Source organism: Streptomyces sp. NBC_00080 (genome assembly GCF_045041255.1).
GTDB lineage: Bacteria > Actinomycetota > Actinomycetes > Streptomycetales > Streptomycetaceae > Streptomyces > Streptomyces coriariae.
Genome location: NZ_CP108235.1, coordinates 1,332,263 through 1,349,675 on the forward strand (window position 1 = coordinate 1,332,263; position 17,413 = coordinate 1,349,675).

At 68.7% G+C, this 17,413-nt stretch carries 17 protein-coding genes and 2 pseudogenes; 11 read left to right on the plus strand and 8 right to left on the minus strand.

The annotated features are described in order from the left end of the window. Positions 1–4: 4 nt before the first annotated feature. Positions 5–928: a helix-turn-helix transcriptional regulator gene (locus tag OHU34_RS05905; RefSeq protein WP_028806474.1), complete on the minus strand. Its 924-nt coding sequence runs from the start codon at positions 926–928 to the stop codon at positions 5–7. Between the two features lie 155 nt (positions 929–1,083). Continuing rightward, positions 1,084–1,314: a DUF397 domain-containing protein gene (locus OHU34_RS05910; protein ID WP_107095593.1), complete on the minus strand. Its 231-nt coding sequence runs from the start codon at positions 1,312–1,314 to the stop codon at positions 1,084–1,086. Positions 1,315–1,437: 123 nt separating this feature from the next. Here OHU34_RS05910 and OHU34_RS05915 point away from each other — a divergent pair, with 123 nt between their 5' ends. The 3 genes from OHU34_RS05915 (at position 1,438) to OHU34_RS05925 (ending at position 3,462) form a co-directional block, all read left to right on the plus strand. Continuing rightward, positions 1,438–1,929, plus strand: coding sequence for an ATP-binding protein (locus tag OHU34_RS05915; RefSeq protein WP_230193987.1), 492 nt, complete (start codon positions 1,438–1,440; stop codon positions 1,927–1,929). A 1-nt stretch (position 1,930) separates the two neighbouring features. Then, a complete protein-coding gene (locus OHU34_RS05920; protein WP_230193988.1) occupies positions 1,931–2,419 on the plus strand; it encodes a hypothetical protein in 489 nt (162 codons plus the stop codon). Between the two features lie 77 nt (positions 2,420–2,496). Next, the gene (locus tag OHU34_RS05925; RefSeq protein ID WP_142267382.1) at positions 2,497–3,462 is read left to right on the plus strand and encodes a pirin family protein; all 966 of its coding nucleotides are present in this window, start codon (positions 2,497–2,499) and stop codon (positions 3,460–3,462) included. 408 nt (positions 3,463–3,870) lie between these two features. Here the strand turns inward: OHU34_RS05925 and OHU34_RS05930 are convergent, their stop codons facing one another. After that, positions 3,871–4,221: a hypothetical protein gene (locus OHU34_RS05930; RefSeq protein WP_405765162.1), complete on the minus strand. Its 351-nt coding sequence runs from the start codon at positions 4,219–4,221 to the stop codon at positions 3,871–3,873. Positions 4,222–4,234: 13 nt separating this feature from the next. Here OHU34_RS05930 and OHU34_RS05935 point away from each other — a divergent pair, with 13 nt between their 5' ends. Both OHU34_RS05935 and OHU34_RS05940 read left to right on the plus strand, forming a co-directional pair. Further along, on the plus strand, positions 4,235–4,522 hold the full coding sequence (locus OHU34_RS05935) for a hypothetical protein (protein ID WP_405765165.1): 288 nt from the start codon (positions 4,235–4,237) through the stop codon (positions 4,520–4,522). A gap of 239 nt (positions 4,523–4,761) precedes the next feature. Further along, positions 4,762–5,355, plus strand: coding sequence for a snapalysin family zinc-dependent metalloprotease (locus tag OHU34_RS05940; protein ID WP_142267380.1), 594 nt, complete (start codon positions 4,762–4,764; stop codon positions 5,353–5,355). On the opposite strand, the gene OHU34_RS05945 is transcribed toward OHU34_RS05940, so the two are convergent. Further along, positions 5,339–5,668 (minus strand): hypothetical protein, encoded by a 330-nt coding sequence (locus OHU34_RS05945; RefSeq protein ID WP_405765168.1) that lies wholly within the window; start codon positions 5,666–5,668, stop codon positions 5,339–5,341. The two genes, OHU34_RS05940 and OHU34_RS05945, sit on opposite strands and share 17 nt — an antisense overlap. A 92-nt stretch (positions 5,669–5,760) precedes the next feature. Between OHU34_RS05945 and OHU34_RS05950 the strand changes: the two genes are divergently transcribed. Continuing rightward, positions 5,761–5,922, plus strand: a complete 162-nt coding sequence (locus tag OHU34_RS05950; protein ID WP_405765170.1) for a hypothetical protein — start codon at positions 5,761–5,763, stop codon at positions 5,920–5,922. 115 nt (positions 5,923–6,037) lie between these two features. On the opposite strand, the gene OHU34_RS05955 is transcribed toward OHU34_RS05950, so the two are convergent. Continuing rightward, entirely contained in the window at positions 6,038–7,102 is a 1,065-nt protein-coding gene (locus OHU34_RS05955; RefSeq protein WP_142267378.1) for an aldo/keto reductase, read from the minus strand. 117 nt (positions 7,103–7,219) lie between these two features. Here OHU34_RS05955 and OHU34_RS05960 point away from each other — a divergent pair, with 117 nt between their 5' ends. Beyond that, entirely contained in the window at positions 7,220–8,053 is an 834-nt protein-coding gene (locus tag OHU34_RS05960) for a helix-turn-helix transcriptional regulator (protein ID WP_405765173.1), read from the plus strand. A 764-nt stretch (positions 8,054–8,817) separates the two neighbouring features. Here the strand turns inward: OHU34_RS05960 and OHU34_RS05965 are convergent. Further along, positions 8,818–9,074: pseudogene (locus OHU34_RS05965) on the minus strand (alpha/beta fold hydrolase); the annotation flags it as partial. Positions 9,075–9,298: 224 nt separating this feature from the next. Here OHU34_RS05965 and OHU34_RS05970 point away from each other — a divergent pair. The 4 genes and pseudogenes from OHU34_RS05970 to OHU34_RS05985 all read left to right on the plus strand — a co-directional run bounded on the left by OHU34_RS05970 (position 9,299) and on the right by OHU34_RS05985 (position 14,482). Further along, positions 9,299–9,883, plus strand: a complete 585-nt coding sequence (locus OHU34_RS05970) for an ALF repeat-containing protein (protein WP_405765176.1) — start codon at positions 9,299–9,301, stop codon at positions 9,881–9,883. 228 nt (positions 9,884–10,111) lie between these two features. Then, positions 10,112–10,888 (plus strand): hypothetical protein, encoded by a 777-nt coding sequence (locus OHU34_RS05975; RefSeq protein WP_142267375.1) that lies wholly within the window; start codon positions 10,112–10,114, stop codon positions 10,886–10,888. A 616-nt stretch (positions 10,889–11,504) separates the two neighbouring features. Beyond that, positions 11,505–11,650: pseudogene (locus OHU34_RS05980) on the plus strand (IS5/IS1182 family transposase); the annotation flags it as partial. A 213-nt stretch (positions 11,651–11,863) separates the two neighbouring features. Further along, positions 11,864–14,482, plus strand: coding sequence for a hypothetical protein (locus OHU34_RS05985; protein ID WP_142267374.1), 2,619 nt, complete (start codon positions 11,864–11,866; stop codon positions 14,480–14,482). Here OHU34_RS05985 and OHU34_RS05990 read toward each other — a convergent pair. Both OHU34_RS05990 and OHU34_RS05995 read right to left on the minus strand, forming a co-directional pair. Further along, positions 14,471–15,331 carry a glycosyltransferase family 4 protein gene (locus tag OHU34_RS05990; RefSeq protein ID WP_160160024.1) on the minus strand — a complete coding sequence of 287 codons (861 nt, stop codon included), beginning with the start codon at positions 15,329–15,331 and terminating at the stop codon, positions 14,471–14,473. The two genes, OHU34_RS05985 and OHU34_RS05990, sit on opposite strands and share 12 nt — an antisense overlap. Positions 15,332–15,657: 326 nt before the next feature. Continuing rightward, entirely contained in the window at positions 15,658–16,671 is a 1,014-nt protein-coding gene (locus tag OHU34_RS05995) for a hypothetical protein (RefSeq protein ID WP_142267372.1), read from the minus strand. Between the last annotated feature and the right edge of the window lie 742 nt (positions 16,672–17,413).

The window sequence follows — 17,413 nt, forward strand, 5'->3', positions numbered from 1 at the left end:
CACCTCACGGAGCGGCGGCGTATCGCCGCTCCGCCGTCTCCTTCAGCAGCGCCATCGAGGCACGCGGATCGAGGGCCTCGTCCGCGAGCCGGTCCAGCGCGACCCGGTACTCCTCCGTCTCGTCCCGGTCCTCCAGGAAGGTCGCGCTCCTGATCTGCTCCAGGTACACGACGTCGGGCAGATCGACGCCACCGAACCGCAGATAGGTGACCGGTATGGCCGGCGCGGAGGCATGCGTGACGTCCAACGGGACGACCTGGACCGTGACATGGGGCAGCCCGGCCAGCTCCACGAGGTGGGTGAGCTGCTCGCGCATCACGTCCTGGCCGCCCAGCACCCGCAGCAGCACCGACTCGTCGAGGACCGCCCACACCCGCGGGGCGTCCGGTCTGCGCAGCAGTTCGGTGCGCCGCGTCCGCAGCTCCACCCGGCGCTCGACCTCCCGGGAGGTCGCCGAAGGCAGCCCGCGCTCGACGACGGCACGTGCGTACGCGGGGGTCTGCAACAGGCCCGGCACGTACTGGATCTCGAAGGTGCGGATCGCGGTGGCCGCTTCCTGAAGGCCGACCAGCCGGTCGAACCACTCGGGCATGAGCCGCTTGTCGTAGCGCTGCCACCAGCCCGGCTCGCCCGCCTGCCGCAGCAACCGGAGCAGCACGGAGGCTTCGTGCTCGTCGGTCTCGTACAGGGACAGCAGCGCACGGACGTCCGCCTCGACGGGTGGCCTGCGGCCCTTGCCCGCCTCGATGCGCGACAGCTTCGCCGGACTGAACCCGACGGCCTTCGCGGCCTGGTCCTGGGAGAGTCCCGCGTCCTCCCGGATACCCGCCAACTGGACACCGACCAGCATTTTCAGCAAGGTCGGGGCGGGCTCGGCCCGGTTCAGATACGGTTCGAGGCGGGACACTCGAGGCGACTCGACAGACATCCTGACTCCCCGTGGACCGGCAGACGACAGACCGCAGTATCGCATCCGAAGGCCTCCGACCGCACGCGGCAGGGGAATTGAGTCTCCACACCATCCCCTCGGACCCTCGGACCAGCTGCCCGGCCAGGGGCCGGAACCGCATGCCGGCCCTCGCGTCAGACGAGGTGGTCGAACTCCCCGTCCTTCGCCCCGGCCACGAACGCGGCCACCTCGGCCGGTGTGTAGACCAGCGCCGGACCGTCGGGATCACGGGAGTTGCGCACCGCGACGCCTCCCCCGACCAGGGCCGCGACCTCCACACAGTTGCCCTCGGCGTTGCTGTGACTGCTCTTGATCCAGCGGACGCCCAGCGAACTCGCCCGCACTCCGTTCGACACTGACGACACTGCACTCTCCTCGCTTCGTACGCGCAATTTCTCGTGAAATTGCACGAGGACCTCGTCAGCGTGGATAATAGCCATGCCGTCAACCGCACTTCCAACCAGACGTCCTGACGCCGCTTCAGGGAGATGCCCGTGTCATCACCTGCGCAGTTCCGGAGCCACGAGTCCGTCTCCGTCCGCGAATCCCCCAGAACCGCCGCCCTGTACCTCGCGGGCAGCCGGGAGGGATTCGCCCAGGCACGGGAGTTCACCCAGCGCACCCTCGACTGCTGGTCCCTGGAGCGCTGCACCGACGACGCGGTCACCGTCGTCACGGAACTGGCCGCCAACGCCGTCCTGCACGCGCTCCCGCACACCTCGACGGACGAGTTCCACGTACGGCTCCGGCTCACCCTTCGCCGCGCGCACCTGGTGTGCGCGGTCACGGATCCGAGCGACAGCCTGCCCGTCCACTCGCGCACCGCGGACGACCTCCTGGAACACGGCCGCGGCCTGCGCATCATCGAGGCCCTCTCCGAACACTGGGGCTGGACCAGGCGTCCTCCCGTGGGCAAGACCGTCTGGGCGATGCTGCCGACCCACTCCCGTACCGACCCCTACCCGATTCTTGACACCTGACATGACTGCGACGAAGAGACCCGCACCGCTCAAGGACCTGGGACACGTGCCGTGGCCCGAGATCAAGGACTCCACCGGCTCCGCGGCGGGCATCCCCTTCCTGCTCACCACGCTCGCCCGCGGCGACGCCGAGAGCGCCGGCACGGCGCTCGGCCAACTACGCCGCCGGATCTGCCAGTTCGGCTTCGTGGTCGACGAGGCGACGGCGGCCACCGTGCCCTTCCTCTGGGAACTGGTCCGGCTCCCCCAGGTCACCTGCCGCGCGGAGATCCTGGGCCTGCTGAAGAGCATCGCCGACGCCCGCCAGTGGGAGACCACCGCCGCCGCCTACCCCAAGCTGCTGCACCACCCCGCCAACTACGTGGCCTGGGAACGCGCGGCCCGGCACGCCGTCCACGCCCAGCGCGACGTCCTGCGTCAACTGCTCGCCGAGCGGGACACCGACCTCGTGCGGGCCACCACGGAGCTCGCCGCGACCCTGGCCGACTGAAGCCGCCGCCGGGAGCCACGCCCCGGCCCGCGCCGCCCGTTCTGCACACCGCCGCACGCGACCGCTAGGTTGACCGCATGAGCAACCTTGACCGCGCGCCCGTACCGAGTCTGTGCGGCGGCCGTGGATTCGTCGTAGCCGAACCCGTCCGCGAACTGCTGAGCCCCCGGCAGGTGAAGCTCGGCGGGTCGACCGAGGTGCGCCGGCTGCTGCCGAACCTCGGACGGCGCATGATCGGCGCTTGGGCGTTCGTCGACCATTACGGCCCCGACGACATCGCCGACGAGCCCGGCATGCAGGTCCCGCCGCATCCGCACATGGGACTGCAGACCGTCAGCTGGCTGCACGAGGGCGAGGTGCTGCACCGCGACTCGACCGGCAGCCTCCAGACCATCCGGCCCAGGGAACTCGGGCTGATGACCTCGGGGCGGGCGATCAGCCACTCCGAGGAGAGCCCGCGGTCGCACGCCCGCTACCTGCACGGCGCCCAGCTGTGGGTGGCGCTGCCGGACGCCCACCGGCACACCGACCCCCGCTTCGAGCACCACGCCGACCTGCCCACGGTCACCGCGCCCGGCCTCAGCGCCACCGTGCTCCTCGGCGCCCTCGACGGCGTCGCCTCCCCCGGCACCACGTACACCCCCCTCGTCGGCGCCGACCTGGCACTCGCCCGGGGCGCCGACGTCCGGCTGCCGCTGGACCCCGACTTCGAGTACGGCGTGCTGTCGATGTCCGGCGAGGCACACGTGGACGGGGTGCCCGTACTGCCGGGCTCGATGCTCTACCTCGGCTGCGGCCGCACCGAACTGTCCCTGCGGGCCGAGTCCGACGCGGGCCTGATGCTCCTCGGCGGCGAGCCGTTCGAGGAGGAGCTCGTCATGTGGTGGAACTTCGTCGGCCGCTCCCAGGAGGAGATCGCCCAGGCCCGCGAGGACTGGACGACGGGCACCCGCTTCGGCGAGGTGAAGGGCTACGACGGCGCACCACTGCGCGCCCCGGAACTGCCGCCGACACCGCTGAAGCCACGCGGAAGGGTGCGCTGACCCGGGGAACGTCGGGCTGCCGGGCCACATCGATGACCAGCACCCCGTCATCGTCCGTGAACGCCTGCCACGTCACGCCGTCCCGGTCGATCACGGCATCGAACTCCACGGCCATGGCGTTCCCTCAGACAGTTCCCCAGCGCGACTCACCACGCCCCGCCGTGCCCCGCCGACGCACCGCGCGTCGGCGGGGCACACGGCTCGCGCCTCCGCTGGAACGCCGCGATGACCTCCCTGAGGGCTTCCCTGGACTCACCCAGCCTTTTCCAAGCTGAAGCTGCAGGTCACGGGGGGGCGTGGGACGGGGCGGGATGCTCGGGCTGGTCGTGTCCTCGATCGACAACATGTGACGGTTCGCCAGCGGGAGAATTGCGCTGACACCGGGATCGTGCTGCTCTTTCGTGTGTCCTACCAGGCTGTGGCCGGTCCCGCGACGACCCAGCCGACGTCGGTGGGCCTGACCCAGAAGCCCAATGCCACCTCGATCATCTTTGCGCGGTAGGTGATCTCAACGTTGACATGGCTCCCGGTGTGGCCCCGGTGGAAGTCCGCGAGATCGAGTTCGCCGAGCCAGGACAGGTCCTGCTCCCACTCGTCGGCGGCAGGGCTGCCGCTCGCCTCGTCCCCATCGGCGCTCGCTTCGACGGAACCGGTCCACAGCGACTTGAGCACCTGCCGGACCGGGTAGTGATCGATGACGTGTTCGGCCTCGGGGATCCTCCCGGCTCGGAGCAGGCTGAAGTATCGGCGAACGACCACTTCGGCGTCGGTCTTGGCAGGGCGCTCCGTCCAGATTTTCAGCGCGAGAGGCCAGCTGACCGCCGACCAGCTCGGCCGGATCCGACTCGATCCCGCAGAGCACGACATGTGGGCCGTCCACGACCTCGCGACCTGGCAGGAGCTGATGGCGCCGCGCGCCTTCGCCCGCCTCGACGCCATCGAACGAGCCCGGCGCGACGAGGGCCCCCGCCTACCTGATCACGCACACCTGATCCACAACGCCCCCACCCAGGGGCCACCGTGCCCGCCGAGGACACCAACACCCGCTCCGGCAGCCTGAACCGCTCGGCCGCGACCGCGGTGTTCGGTGGCTGGCCGGGCAATTTCGCCTTGGGGACCGCATTCTGACGGGTATTCATTATGTCAGGTACATGGCGAACGGGGATTGTAGGGCATACCATCGCAACGCCCCGGAGGGCGGTCGACGGTGCGTCCGGCCCCCGCCGGACGACCCCTACCGCTCCTTCGCGTACCCGGCCCCGCCGGGGCCGGATTCCCCCCACGGATGAAGGAGCAGCAATGCCCCTCGGCACTTGGTTCAAGGCAGGCACTTCCGCCGCAGCGCTCGTCCTCGCCATGGCGGGCGCCGCGACCGCCGCCCCCGCTCCCGCTCCCGCTCCCGCGGGTGAATCGTCCGCCGCTCGGGCGGCAGCGGTGACCCTTCGCTACGACGACAGTCGCGCCGGAGGCTGGGAAGCCGCGATCGCGGCCGGAGTCGCCTCATGGAACGCGAACGTGAGCAACGTCCATCTGGTGGAAGCGGCGCCCGGCACCGTGGCCGAGATCGTGATCGTCGCGACCACGGGCTGGCCGCAGGCCACGCTCGGCCCCGTTCGTCCGGGCCGTCAGGTCCGCGTCGAGCTCGGCAGCCAGGCCGTGGATCAGGGCTACGACAAGACCCGGATCGCCGCTCACGAACTGGGTCACAGTCTCGGCCTGCCGGACACCAAGCCCGGCCCCTGCTCACAGCTGATGTCGGGATCGAGCGCCGGCACGGCCTGCACCAACGCCACACCGAACGCCACCGAGCGCTCCCGCGTACAGTCCGCCTACGCAGGCGGAATCGCCGCGCTCGTGCCCGCTGACGGCCGGATCCTCATCGACGCGCCCTGACCACACGGCCATCAAGCGGACGTGCCTCCCGGGGGTCTCGACGAGATCCCCGGGGCGTAGTCCCCCACACCGTCGCGCGGTTCGCGGAAACGTCGGTAGTGATGAGGCCCGCCGGTGCGCTCTTGCCCGGCTCCGGGAGCTTGATGTCCACGGCACGCCCACGGGTCTTGAACTTCGCCCACGCCGACCAGTCCGTCTCGTACAGGCTGCCGTCGTAGGCGGAGGTGCGAAAGGCGTAGGTGGTGTTCGCCTTCAGGTCGCCGTAGTGCAGGGTGACCTTCGCGGTACCGCCGGAGGTGACGAAGCTGGACACCACGACACCGTAGGACACCCGAGGACACCCTCCACCGCGAAGCCGCAGAGGAAGCCCAACTCACCCTCACCCGAACCGGTACGACTGGGCTGGTGCTGGACGAGACCGGCGAGGTCTACGGCGGAGTGGGGCCCAACGCCCGGCTCCGCCTGGCCGTGCGGCTCACCGACATCGGCCGGCGGCCGTCGACCCCGCCACCGGCCACCCCTTCGCCCGCCTGCTCCCCACCCCCGCCCAGGCAGCCGGCCTTCTGAGAAGGGGCCCGCCAGGAGCGCGGCGAGCCTCGCCGCCGGAACAGCCCGGCAACAGGGTGTGCCCATGATCACCTCGAGGGGGCGGTAGTGCTGCCCTCGGGGTGATCACCGGGTATCAGCGGCGGGTTTCGACCTTCAGGTCGCCGTGGGTCACCGCGCGCATCCTGTCACTTGCGAGCATGTCGTGCGGGAAGCCGAGTCCGATCGCGCTGGACTCATCGAGGCGGGCCAGTTGGGAGGCCGTGAAGTCGACCTCCAGAGCGCCCAAATTGTCCTCCAACTGCGCGAGAGTGCGGGCGCCGATGAGCGATGCCGTCACATCCGCGTTCTGCAGGGTCCAGGCCATCCCGACCTGGGCGGCTGTGCGGCCCAGCTCGGTGGCGACCTCCTTCACGACATCAGCGATGTCCAAGTTGCGTTCGGTGAGCCCGCCGTTGGCGATGTTGAAATTCTTACGGGTGCCGTCGTCGACCGCGGCGTTCGTCGCGGTCAGGTCGTCACGGCTGTACTTACCGGTGAGCACCCCGCCGGCCAGTGGCGAATACGGCACTACGCCCAACCCCATCTCGCGTGCCATGGGGATCAGATCACGTTCCCCGGTACGCTCGATCAGGTTGTACTCGATCTGCAGGGCGACCAGCGGCGACCAGCCGCGCAGGTCGGCGATCGCCTGCATACGCGACACCTGCCAGGCCGGGGCGTTGGAGATCGCCACGTACAAGACCTTGCCCTGCCGGACCAGATCGTCCATGCCGCGCAGGATCTCTTCGACCGGTGTCGTGAAATCCCACACGTGCAGGTAGAGCAGATCGATGTAGTCCGTATTCAACTGACGCAGACTGGCTTCCACCGACGCGAGCAGGCTCTTGCGGTGAGGGCCCCCGGAATTCGGGTCGCCGGGCCGGCGCAGCGTGGTGTATTTCGTTGCCAGCACCAGGCTTTCGCGATTGTCGCGGGTGAATTCGCCCAGCAGGCGCTCGGAACTGCCATTGGTATAGGTATTGGCAGTGTCGATGAAGTTACCGCCGCGCTCGACATAGAGGTCGAACAGCTTACGCGCCTCGTCCTGCTCGGCGCCCCAGCCCCACTCGGTGCCGAAGGTCGCCGCGCCCAGCGCCAGCGGTGAGACCCGCAGCCCGGAGCGGCCCAGCAGCCGGTAGGTGTCGAGGGTGAGCGACATCGTGTCCTCCTGTGCTTGTGATCCGCTATCGGGAACAAGTCTGTGACCGCCGCGAGCCAGGGATAAGGGAAAGAAGTTCCTGGGAACACCAGTCCTACCCTGGCGGTTGGATCGAACATGATGACCCGCACCGTGGACACGACACAGGAGCTGGCCGCGTTCCTGCGGACCCGGCGCGAACGCCTGGACCCGCGCGATTTCAACCTGCCGTCGCGTCAGCAGGCCCGGCGAACCCCGGGACTGCGCCGCGAAGAAGTCGCCGAACTGGCCGGAGTCAGCATCGACTACATCGTGCGGCTGGAACAGGCCCGCGGGCTGCGGCCCTCAGCGAACGTGGTGGAGGCGCTGTCCCGGGCTCTGCGCCTGGCCCCCGACGAACGCGCCTACCTCTTCAACCTGACTCAGCAGCGCCCCCGAGACGCTGACGAGCCCGCCATCACTGCAGCGCCGCCGCTGGCTCGGCTGGTCGCCGACCTGTCGCCGCTGCCGGCCATGCTCATGAACCACCGCTACGACATCCTGGCCTGGAACGGCGAAATGGCGAGGCTTCTGCTGGATTTCGACAGCCTGCCGCCGTCGCAGCGCAATGCGATGTGGCTGTGCCTGCTACACCCGGAAATACGCGAGTTCTATGTCGACCGCAAACGCGTCGTGCGGGAGGGAATCGCTCACCTGCGCGCAGCGTGGGCCGCGCACCCGGAGGACCAGGCGTTGACCGACCTCATCACCGAGTGCACCACCCATAGCGAGGAATTCGCGCGATTGTGGGCCGAGCGAGACATCAAGGTCAACGGCCGCGGACACAAGGTGATGCGGCATCCGGGCGCCGGTGTGATCGCCGTGCACTTCGAAGTACTTATGCCACTCCAAGATCCGGACCAGCGGTTGATGATCTGCCGTGCAGCGGACGATGAGAGCCAGTCGGCATTGGACCGGTTGTGCGCACGGTGACGTCGAACCGTCCATTCGTACCTGACTCCAACCGTCGCTCCGGCACAATCGAACCGTCTTTCCGACGTGTTTCGGAATCCATCGGTGAGATCCGGGCCGAAAGCATGCCGGGATGACAGACCTGCCGCGCCGGGCCGTCCCGTCCCGCCTCTCCCGGCTGGGATCCCCGTGCCCCGCATCGCCGCCGTGCTCGCCCTCACTGTGCTGCCCCTCGCCGCCCCGGCCTCCCAAGCGTTGACCCAGCCGTCATCTCCTGCCGCAGGCCCGGACACGATGGTGTCAGCGCCCGCGGCCACGCAGGGTGGACGGACGCCTGTTGCGGGAAGGGCCGGCAACGCCTGAGGAGGTCGACGCGCCCCTTCCCCGCTCCTCGGACCGTGGCCCTGGATGCAGAGGCGTCAGGTGAGCCGGTCCACGTCCTGAGCTCGGTCGCGAATCGCCGGCTTGGGCCGATGCAAGGTTTCGTGTGACTCCCCGCTGGAGCTCGCCCCAGCCCTCCCAGTCCAGGAGCCTCAGCGGCGCCGTGACGTTCGCCCAGGTGGCGGGCTGCGCCTACTGCGGTGACGGATGCGAGGTTGTACGTACAGACCACGGTTCCTGGTCCACGCCCACTCCGTCCGCGCCGGCGCTGGACGCGCAGGCGGATCCTCGAGCAGGCCGACGAGCAGGCACAGAAAGTAGGGCCCCGGCGGTGCGGCCCTGGCCCACCGCCCCCTTGAGCGCGGCTCCCGGTTTATGGGGTGTTGGTCCCGGGGCACGGGTGCAGCGACGACGTCGGCGACATAGGCGGCCCGGGAGACATCCTGCGGATGACGCTCGCTCGCGCCGTGCCCGCGCTGATCGACCGCGCCGACCCGATACCGGGCAATCAGCCGCGAGGCCACCACCTCCCACTCGCCCGCATGACGGCCAAGCCGTGCAGCAGCACGACCGGCTCCCCCGGCCCGCCCCGGTCCCGGCAGACAAGCCGAACCCCGTCGCGCACCACCACACGCTCGGACCACACCACGACCGCCCCCATGAATCGTCTCGCCCCGATCACGCCCCGACAGCCACGAGCCGCGCTCAAGGCCGCCCTTCTCGAAGGCGCGCCGCCATGAAACACCGGCCACGTCCGCGGCGACGGTGCCCTGCGACCGCAGCGGGGCAACTGCCACTGTCAGACCCAGGTGACAGCATCACCGAAGTGAACGCCATGAGGCGTCCTCAACTCACCTCCGTAGCCCACGAAGAGGAGCATTCCCCTTGCGACTGCATCGCGTAGCGCCCGGCATTGCCGCGGGCATCCTCGCCCCGGCCCTGCTCGCCACCCCGTCCTTCGCCGCCACGGCGGCACCGACCGCGGTGACGGTGCCCGCGGTGTCCTCGTCCGCGGACGAGCCGGACGCCGACGACCTGAGGGTGGCCATAGCCCGGATCCTCGCCGACCCGGACAGCGGCCGGCGTGTGACACGAGAAGCCAACGCCCTCCTGGACGCCAACGACCCCGAGGCGATGCGCGCCTGGCTGGAGACCGGCTACCGGATCGCCCAGGCCGAGGACGACCGCGTCGCCATCACGCGCCTGCTCGCCGACCCCGACAGCGGCCGACGCGTCATCGCCGAGGTCAACGCCCTCCTGGACGCCAACGACTCCGACGCGATCCGCGCCTGGCTGGAGACCGGCTACCGGATCGCCCAGGCCGAGGACGACCGCGTCGCCATCGCCCGCATCCTCGCCGACCCGTCCATCAGCCCGGCCCTGCGCGCGGCAGCCAACGCCGCCCTCGACGACAACACACCCGAAGCACTGCGCCACTTCCTGGAAGTCGGCAGGTACCAGGTCGCCTGACCGGCACGGCGCCGCACCACAGCGCGTCGCCCGGGTGGCACCCCCTGCCGCACGCCCGGTCGCCGGAACGCCGAGAATCCGGGCGGGGCCGCCCTGCACCTCTGTGTGCCGGCGGCCACGCCCGGCAGGCCCTGTGCCGGCTCGGCGCCCTCCGCAGAGCTCTGTGGTCTCGCCGCCCGGTGCGGCATGGACCACTGACACCTCCGACAGCAGAAAGCACATTCGTCGATGACCACACAACTCCTGGGCACCGAGCGCAGCGGTCCACAGACCGCTTCCGTCGTGACCGACCTGCCGTTCAAGCCTCAGCTCGTCAAAGCGGTGTTCAGGGACGTGACCTCGTTGCACGTCTCCCGGCCGGCCGCGTGGGCCGCCGCGTCGGTGACGCGGACCGTGCTGACGGAGATCATCGACGGCGCGAGAAGCGCGGCGGCCGAGGAGGCCAGGACGAGGCTGACTCCCAAGGACCTCATCTCGGCGATCGACCGGAACGTCGAGGTGGAGGTGGGATCGGCGTGGTACCTGCACAGCCCGACCTTCCACGGCCTGATGGGCGAGGTGCGCAACGCCGATGGTGCGCTCGTGTCTCTTCGTGAGCGCCGCGGGGCGCGTACACCGAGTGGTGTGGCTGGCGCCCACCGGTTCGAGGCCGGGGTGAGGAGGCTGCTGGGGCGCCGGGGGGTGCGGGCCGTGCCGGCGATGGTCCGCGACCTGGACGGAATCGCGAGCGTGTTCCTGACGGCCCTGGCCCGGGACGCGGCCAAGGTCGTCCGCGAGGGCGGGGTCAAGCGCTTCGGGACGGTCAGTCTGGTGCTGCCGGGCGAGCCGGCCCCGGCCCCGCTGCTCAAGGACCCCCTCCTCGCCCTGTCCACCCGCCGCGGGGACGGGCGGACTGTTGGCGGGGACGACGTCCTGGCCGCCGTCACGATGCAGCTGTTCGGCGATCTCAGACAACGCGCCATCACCGAGGCAGCCGAGATGACACGGAACACGTCGGCCAACTGATCGGGCCCGCCCCTGCGCTCTGCCCACTGCGCACGGTTCCCACGTGTGCGCGGCTCCCGGAATCTGCCGCCGCATTCGGCTCCGGTCGGCTCGCGAGAACGGGCTCGTCGCATGGGCGCGGACCGTCGGCCGCAGGCACCCCGCGGGGAAGACCTCCCCCAGGTGCCCCGCAACCGCCCGGCCGACTGCGCAGGAGGGCCGGCTGAGCACGGCCGCCGCCCACCGCCCCAGTCCTGCGCAATCGGCGACCGGGCCGATTGCGCAGCCACCTGGCTGCAATGCCCTATCGGCTGCGCAGGCGGTCGATCGGCTACGCAGGACGGAGACGGCTGCGCCGCTGACCATGCGCAAGGCCCCGACGATCGAAGCCCTCAAGCAGGCGGCCCCGGTACCCGTCTTCGACGACTTCCCCGCGGACCGCTGCTGTCAGGTGTGGTCGCCGGAGATGCACCTGTTGGACGGACCGGACGGCAAGCGCGGTTACATCTACTACTCCGCCGGCACCGGCGACATCGGGTCCCAGCGCGTCCACGTCCTGGAGAGCGCCGGCACCGACCCCATGGGCCCTTACACCTACAAGGGCAGGTCTTCGGCGCCAACGACTGGTGGGGCATCGGCCCATGCGAAGGTCAGGGCACTGGTCGAACAAGCCACAGCCACCCCCAAATCCTGGCGCCTCCTGCGCAGGCTCCGTTGCTCGACAACCGGATCACGAGCCTCGTCCAAGCCGTCCTCACCCTCCACCTGGCCAGCTCAGACTGAGGATGGAAAAGGCTCACCGTCTGCCTGATCACCCACCCGCCACGCCCAAAGGCTCTCTCAGGGGCGGTAAGGACATTCCGTGATCAGAGGGCTCGCTGCGGCGCCGGCGGTCCCCACAGCGCCCTCTGGCGCCGGGAAGGCGCAACAAAGAGAATGTGGCGGCAGCGTGCAGCCGACGGGTGGGACCACACGCTCTCGGGTCTGGGGGGCAGCATGTCGATCGAAGACTTCTTTCTGGGCCGGGGCGACGACAGCGTCATCCGCAGGACACTGTTCACCGACCGGGTGGTGGAAAGGCAGGCCATACTGCGCCGCATCCGGGAGACCGTGGAGCGGCCCGCGACCACGCAGTACGACTTCGGCCGACCCGCCGTCAACGTGACCGCGGTCAGCGGCCAGGGCGGAATCGGCAAAACCGCGTTGCTTCAGAAGGTGGCTGCGGAATTCACTGGCGACGAGCAAGCCAACGTCCAGAAGATTGTGGCTTCCGTCGACTTCGGCGACTACTCCCGGCACAACTTCGAAGTCGTCCTCATGCAGATCCGCGCCTCCCTGGCCGGACTGTCCGACACGTGGAGCGCCTTTGACATCGCCTTCGCGCACTACTGGTCGAGGAAGCACCCGGGCGTTCCGCTGGTCAGGTTCATCTCCCAGGCCAACTTCCTGGGCGAGGAGCAGCGAACCGTCCTGAGCGATCAAGTCGCTGCCACTGTGGACGGGGTGCTCGGCGGTACGGGCCTGGTGTCCTCCGTCTACAAACTGACGGGTCTGCTGCGCACCCGGATCCAGGAGTCACGGACCATCAAGAAGTTGCGCGAGAACTGCCCGCCGTTCGGAGTCATCGTCGACGAGACGGATCCGGACAAGGTCATCGGGTATCTGCCCGCGTTGCTCAACTACGACCTGGGCCGCGTCGCGGAGCGCCGCAGGGTCCAAGTCCTCTGCCTGCTCGACACCCTGGAGAACGTGCAGCGGGCAGGGGCCGAGCGCGGCTCGCTGGAGGACCTGGTTTGCCGCCTGGTGTACCTCACACCTGGCATCGCCTACGTCGTCGCCAGCCGCACGGCGCTGACCTGGCACGACGATCGAAGTGCGGTACGACTCACCTACGGCGGAGCCGACCGATGGCCCGATCTGCCCCCCGGTCGTCCCGGACAGCTCCGGATCGGCGGACTGGACGCTCAGTCTGCGGACGAGCTGCTCAGCAACTCGCTCGAATTCGCGGGACGGCCCGCTATGCCGGCCGAGGTAAGGGAACGCGTCATCCACGGTTCCAACGGCCTTCCCCTGCACCTGGAGTTGTCAATCAGCTGGTACCGCAACTTGTTGGCACAAGGAGCGGCTCCATCTGCCGCGCTGGTCGCCGAGACGTTCCCGGAGCTCGTCCTGCGCGTCGTCCGTGACCTGTCCCCCCAGGAGCGTGACCTGTTGCGGGGCGCGGCCTTGCTGAGGGCGTTCAGCTCCGAACTGCTCGCCGAGATCCTGCCCGCGGTGCGCACAATCCACGTGCAAACCTTCCTGCATCGCTCGTTCGTGACTCGCACTCCCAATTCCTGGATGCCGTTCTCCCTTCACGAGAATCTGCGGCAAGCCGTCATCAGGCACGACCATCTGACGGACGATGCATGGGTGGGCGAGGAATGGCGTACGAATGCGGAGCGCGCCTCCGACTGGGTCATTCGCCAGGCGCTCCCCGACCCACACACCCCTTGGGACCCGAACCAGGAGCAATTACGACGCATGGTCGCGGCGGTACTGCTGATCGGGAATTCAGCGTTGGAGCACGGCCACACGCCGGCTCGCTTCGGAGAACTCGCCTTCACGGTGGCCGAGTTCGGCTATTCCAGGGTCTTTGAATCCATGCCGACACCGACGGCCGCCGCCTCCCCTACGCCGCTGGGCCGACTGCTGTCAGCATCCCGTGCCCTGGCCAACACCACGTACAACGAGTCGGCCCGGTACGCGGCGCTGCGGGAATGCACCACCTTCGGCAATGACCCGTACGACCATTATGTGGCCGCGCAGTTCGCACGCGCAGCAGAGGTATCCGGCGACTATCCTGGAGCGGAACACGCTTACCGAAGCCTTGGCAACGCAAACCCGCAACTCGCCTACTACGGCGCGCTGGGCCTGGCGGGAAACGCCCTGCGCAACGGCCGACTGGCAACGGCGCTGGCCCTCGTACCCAGCGAGGCGGGCAACGGTCACCAGCGTTGCGCCAGATTCGACCTGTTGGGACACATTCACCTTCAGGGCGGCGACCACCGCGTGGCCGCCGACTGGTTCGGTCGCGCACTTACCGAGGCGCAGACGGTCGGAGCACCCGTTTGGGTGGCGCGCGGCATGCGGCATCAGGCCATCGCACACGCGTGGTACGACGCCGACCGGGCACTGGCGACGCTTCCCGACGCACGCGAGATGAACGAGAGTCTGGACGAGCGGATCGGCGTGGCGCAGTGCGATCTGGCCTCTGCGACGGCCTGGGCCTGGAAGGGTGAATGGGGCCGGGCGCGCAGCGCGTTGCGGGATTGCTGGAGCCACGGCATCAACCCCATCGCAATCGGCCACACAGGCATGATCGAGGTCCTTTTCGCCCAGGCTCGCGGTGACGTCCAAGCGGTGACCGAGGCCGTGGACGCCATCCTTTCGGCACAACCACACGCATCCGAGCGCCGCCACACCTGGCTCGCGGTTTCCGCCCTCTGGGCGGACCGGCGTGACCTCGCCGACTTCGATGCCGTCGAATGGTACGACTCGGCGACAGCGGCACGAGCTCGCTGGTCAGGGATCTCAGAGCGTATGAGGGCCACCTGGCGCGGCTCACTCCAATGACGCGAGGTGACGCATCATCAGTTGCCCTAACGCGTCCTCGGCATACGCGTCCAGCAGCCGTTTCGCGATCTCCCACCGCTTCCCGACGGCTTCCGTCGCCGACTCGTCTGCCCCGGAGGCCACGACCGTGCGGCGCATCGCGCGACGCAGTTCATCGACCGAGACCTCCCACCATCGGTGCCCGGTGAAGTACGGCCATTCCTCAGCAGCCCGGCCGAGGACGGGTGTGAGTGTTCCATCGACCAGGACACTGTTGCCGTCGTTCATGAACTCCAGGTTGCCGCCCCAGCGCGGGCCAATCGTCGGCAGGCCACTGAGCATGGACTCGATGAACGGCCGCCCCCACCCCTCTCCTCTGGACGGCAGCACGAAGGCGTCGGCGCGACCGTAGAGGGCAGCCAGTTCAGCATGGGACATTTCGTCGGTTCGTACGCTGATGTTGGCCGGCACGGATTCGCCCATATCGGCGAAGAAGCGGGCCAGTTCACGGTGTGGACCCTCGGGGTCCGCCAGGTCGAACGGCCTCGCCTTGATCACGAGACGGACGTCGAGGTCGTCTCCGAACTCTTGGGCGAAGGACCGGACCAGAATGTCCCAGCCCTTCCTCAAGTGCCACCGCATTACGCTGAGGAACATGTAAGGCGCACGGCCGGTCGCAATGGGACGCTCCAGGTTTGCCAGTAGTTGGGAGGACCAGACGGGAAGCGGGCACGGTACCGTCACCAACTTCGCATGGGGGATCCCCGCGTCGGCATAGGTCTGTACGTTAAAATCGGTCGGTACCCAAATCTGGTCGTATCCCTTTGCCGCGTCGACCCACTCCCTCGGCACGGCGTCCGTCTCGAACATGCTGCGCCAAATATGCGGCCCGCGGCCGGGCAGGGGATTCGCGGTCCAATACCGGTGATAGACACGCGCGGCGTCCCGAAGAAGCGAACCCCCGCCACCGGAAATATCCCTCACGAGGGGGATACGGGCGAACGTCCGAGGGTGCGGGATGCTCGTGGCGCGCACGTCACCCCCAGCCTTCCGGAGGGCGGCGATCAAACCGCGACCCTCCTCGGCGAATCCCTCGGTGTCCTCGAGCGGTCCGTACCAATCGATAGGAGGACGGCGCATGGATTCTCCTGTTCACGGATTCCGATGATGGTCCCTGCCGTCCCTGCCCCAGGAGTTCAGCCCTCCGCTCGCATCGTGTCACTGAAGAGGCGGAGCCACAGCGAGTGCTCCGCTGTCCGGTCGAGTGTGACGGCCCTGGGCTGTTCCTCGAGTGTCCTGTAGAGGGTGGGAATCCACCAGGCACCCGAGTCGAGTTGCGTCCGCAGCAGATGACTCACCGCCTGCTCGGCCATCACTCGGTGCTCAGAATGCCCTCCGACCCGGTACAGCAGCGCCATGCCCCAGCCGATCTTCCCCGTGTAGTGGTGACGGAGGATCGCGTCGGTCCGGGCCATGCACTGCTCGGCGTATCGGAACGCACCGGTCAGGCAGGCACGTACACCGCCCTGCTCATACGCGGCGGCCAGAAACGTCAAGCCGAGGCCGAGCGCATAATAGAGCGGATCTGCCTGTTGCTCGGCGAATCCGACTACGAAGAGCCTCGCGTCCTCCTCAGGGAACGATGTGACCAGATCCCCATTCCCATCGCGCACGAGAAAGAAGCCTTGGGATTGATCCGGTTGATCAGCGATAAGCCGTAGCGTGAATTCCACCGCCCCGGCAACGGCCTGTTCGTCTCCCACAATGAGGCCGACGAGTCCGGTCAGCGCCGTGGATCTCAGGTCGTAGAAATTCGCCGAATCAGGGCCTATCCGGGATCTCACTCCGCCTGTCGCCGGGTCCTGCAGGTCACGACACCGGCTGTAGATGCCGTGCGACTCCCGAAGCATTCCGATCTTCTGCGCGCCCCACGCCAACCAGAGGTCCTCATACAGGTCACACTGACGACTTGCGGCTGCCGCGTCCTGCGGGTCCCGCGCATGCCAGTCGGGCCCGACGTATCTCTCGGTGATCCAGGAGAGCGAAGCACGCGCTTCGTCCAGAAATCCGGCAGCTGCCAGAGCCATGGGTGTCTTGTAATGCGGGAGCAATGCCGGAATTCCGTAGCCGCCCTCTTCCGTGAGATTTCCGCGTAACCATTGAACGCCGGCATCCGATGCCTTCCGGGCCTGATCGGGGTAAACGCTCATGGCCATGCATATCCCCCCACGGTCGCGAATGTCTGCTCACCGACAGCCAATTCTATAGGGGTTCGGTAGCGCCGTCCGAGGGAAGTGTGGGGGAGCGACCCACCCTGGGAAATTTGGCTCGATCCGACGGGCACCCTGCCTCACCGCGACTCGACGTGCCGTATCGAGGCCGCAGCCAGGTGGCGTTGGCCGGCTTTCCACTCCTCGACGTACTCCTCGAACCGAGTCGTCCCGCTACTTCCGAAGGCGCTCCGTCTTCGTCTGATACTGCGGCGGCGCCTTCTTCTCGTCGGAGACCTCCAACAATCGCTCGATGGCCCTGTCCTGGGTCGCGAAGCTGGACTCCTCCGTCGGCTCCACTGCCGCCGGCCCGCACCGGATCCTGTAAAGGCGGGCGCACTTCCACCGGCAGACCAGGCTGCCGGGCCGAAGCGGTCGAGGCCGTCTCGTCATCGGTACCGCAACGAGAATCTCAGTGGGCGAGGGTGCTCGTAAGCCGCCACTCGGACGCTCGACGGCCCACTGCCGCGCCTTCCTGACACCGGAGACGGCAGGCGTCCGCCCGGACGAGGCCTCGCAGCGCTCCACGCGTCGGCTGCCGCCTCTCCCGGCCGCAAGTTCGTCGCCGCAGGCCGGTCCCGGGCCGTCGGCCTGCGCCTGCCGGTCCTGGGCCGCCGGCAAGTCGGCCGCGGCCCTGGATCGCGCCGGTGACCTCCGGTGACGCGGGACGAAGGGCGGTCAC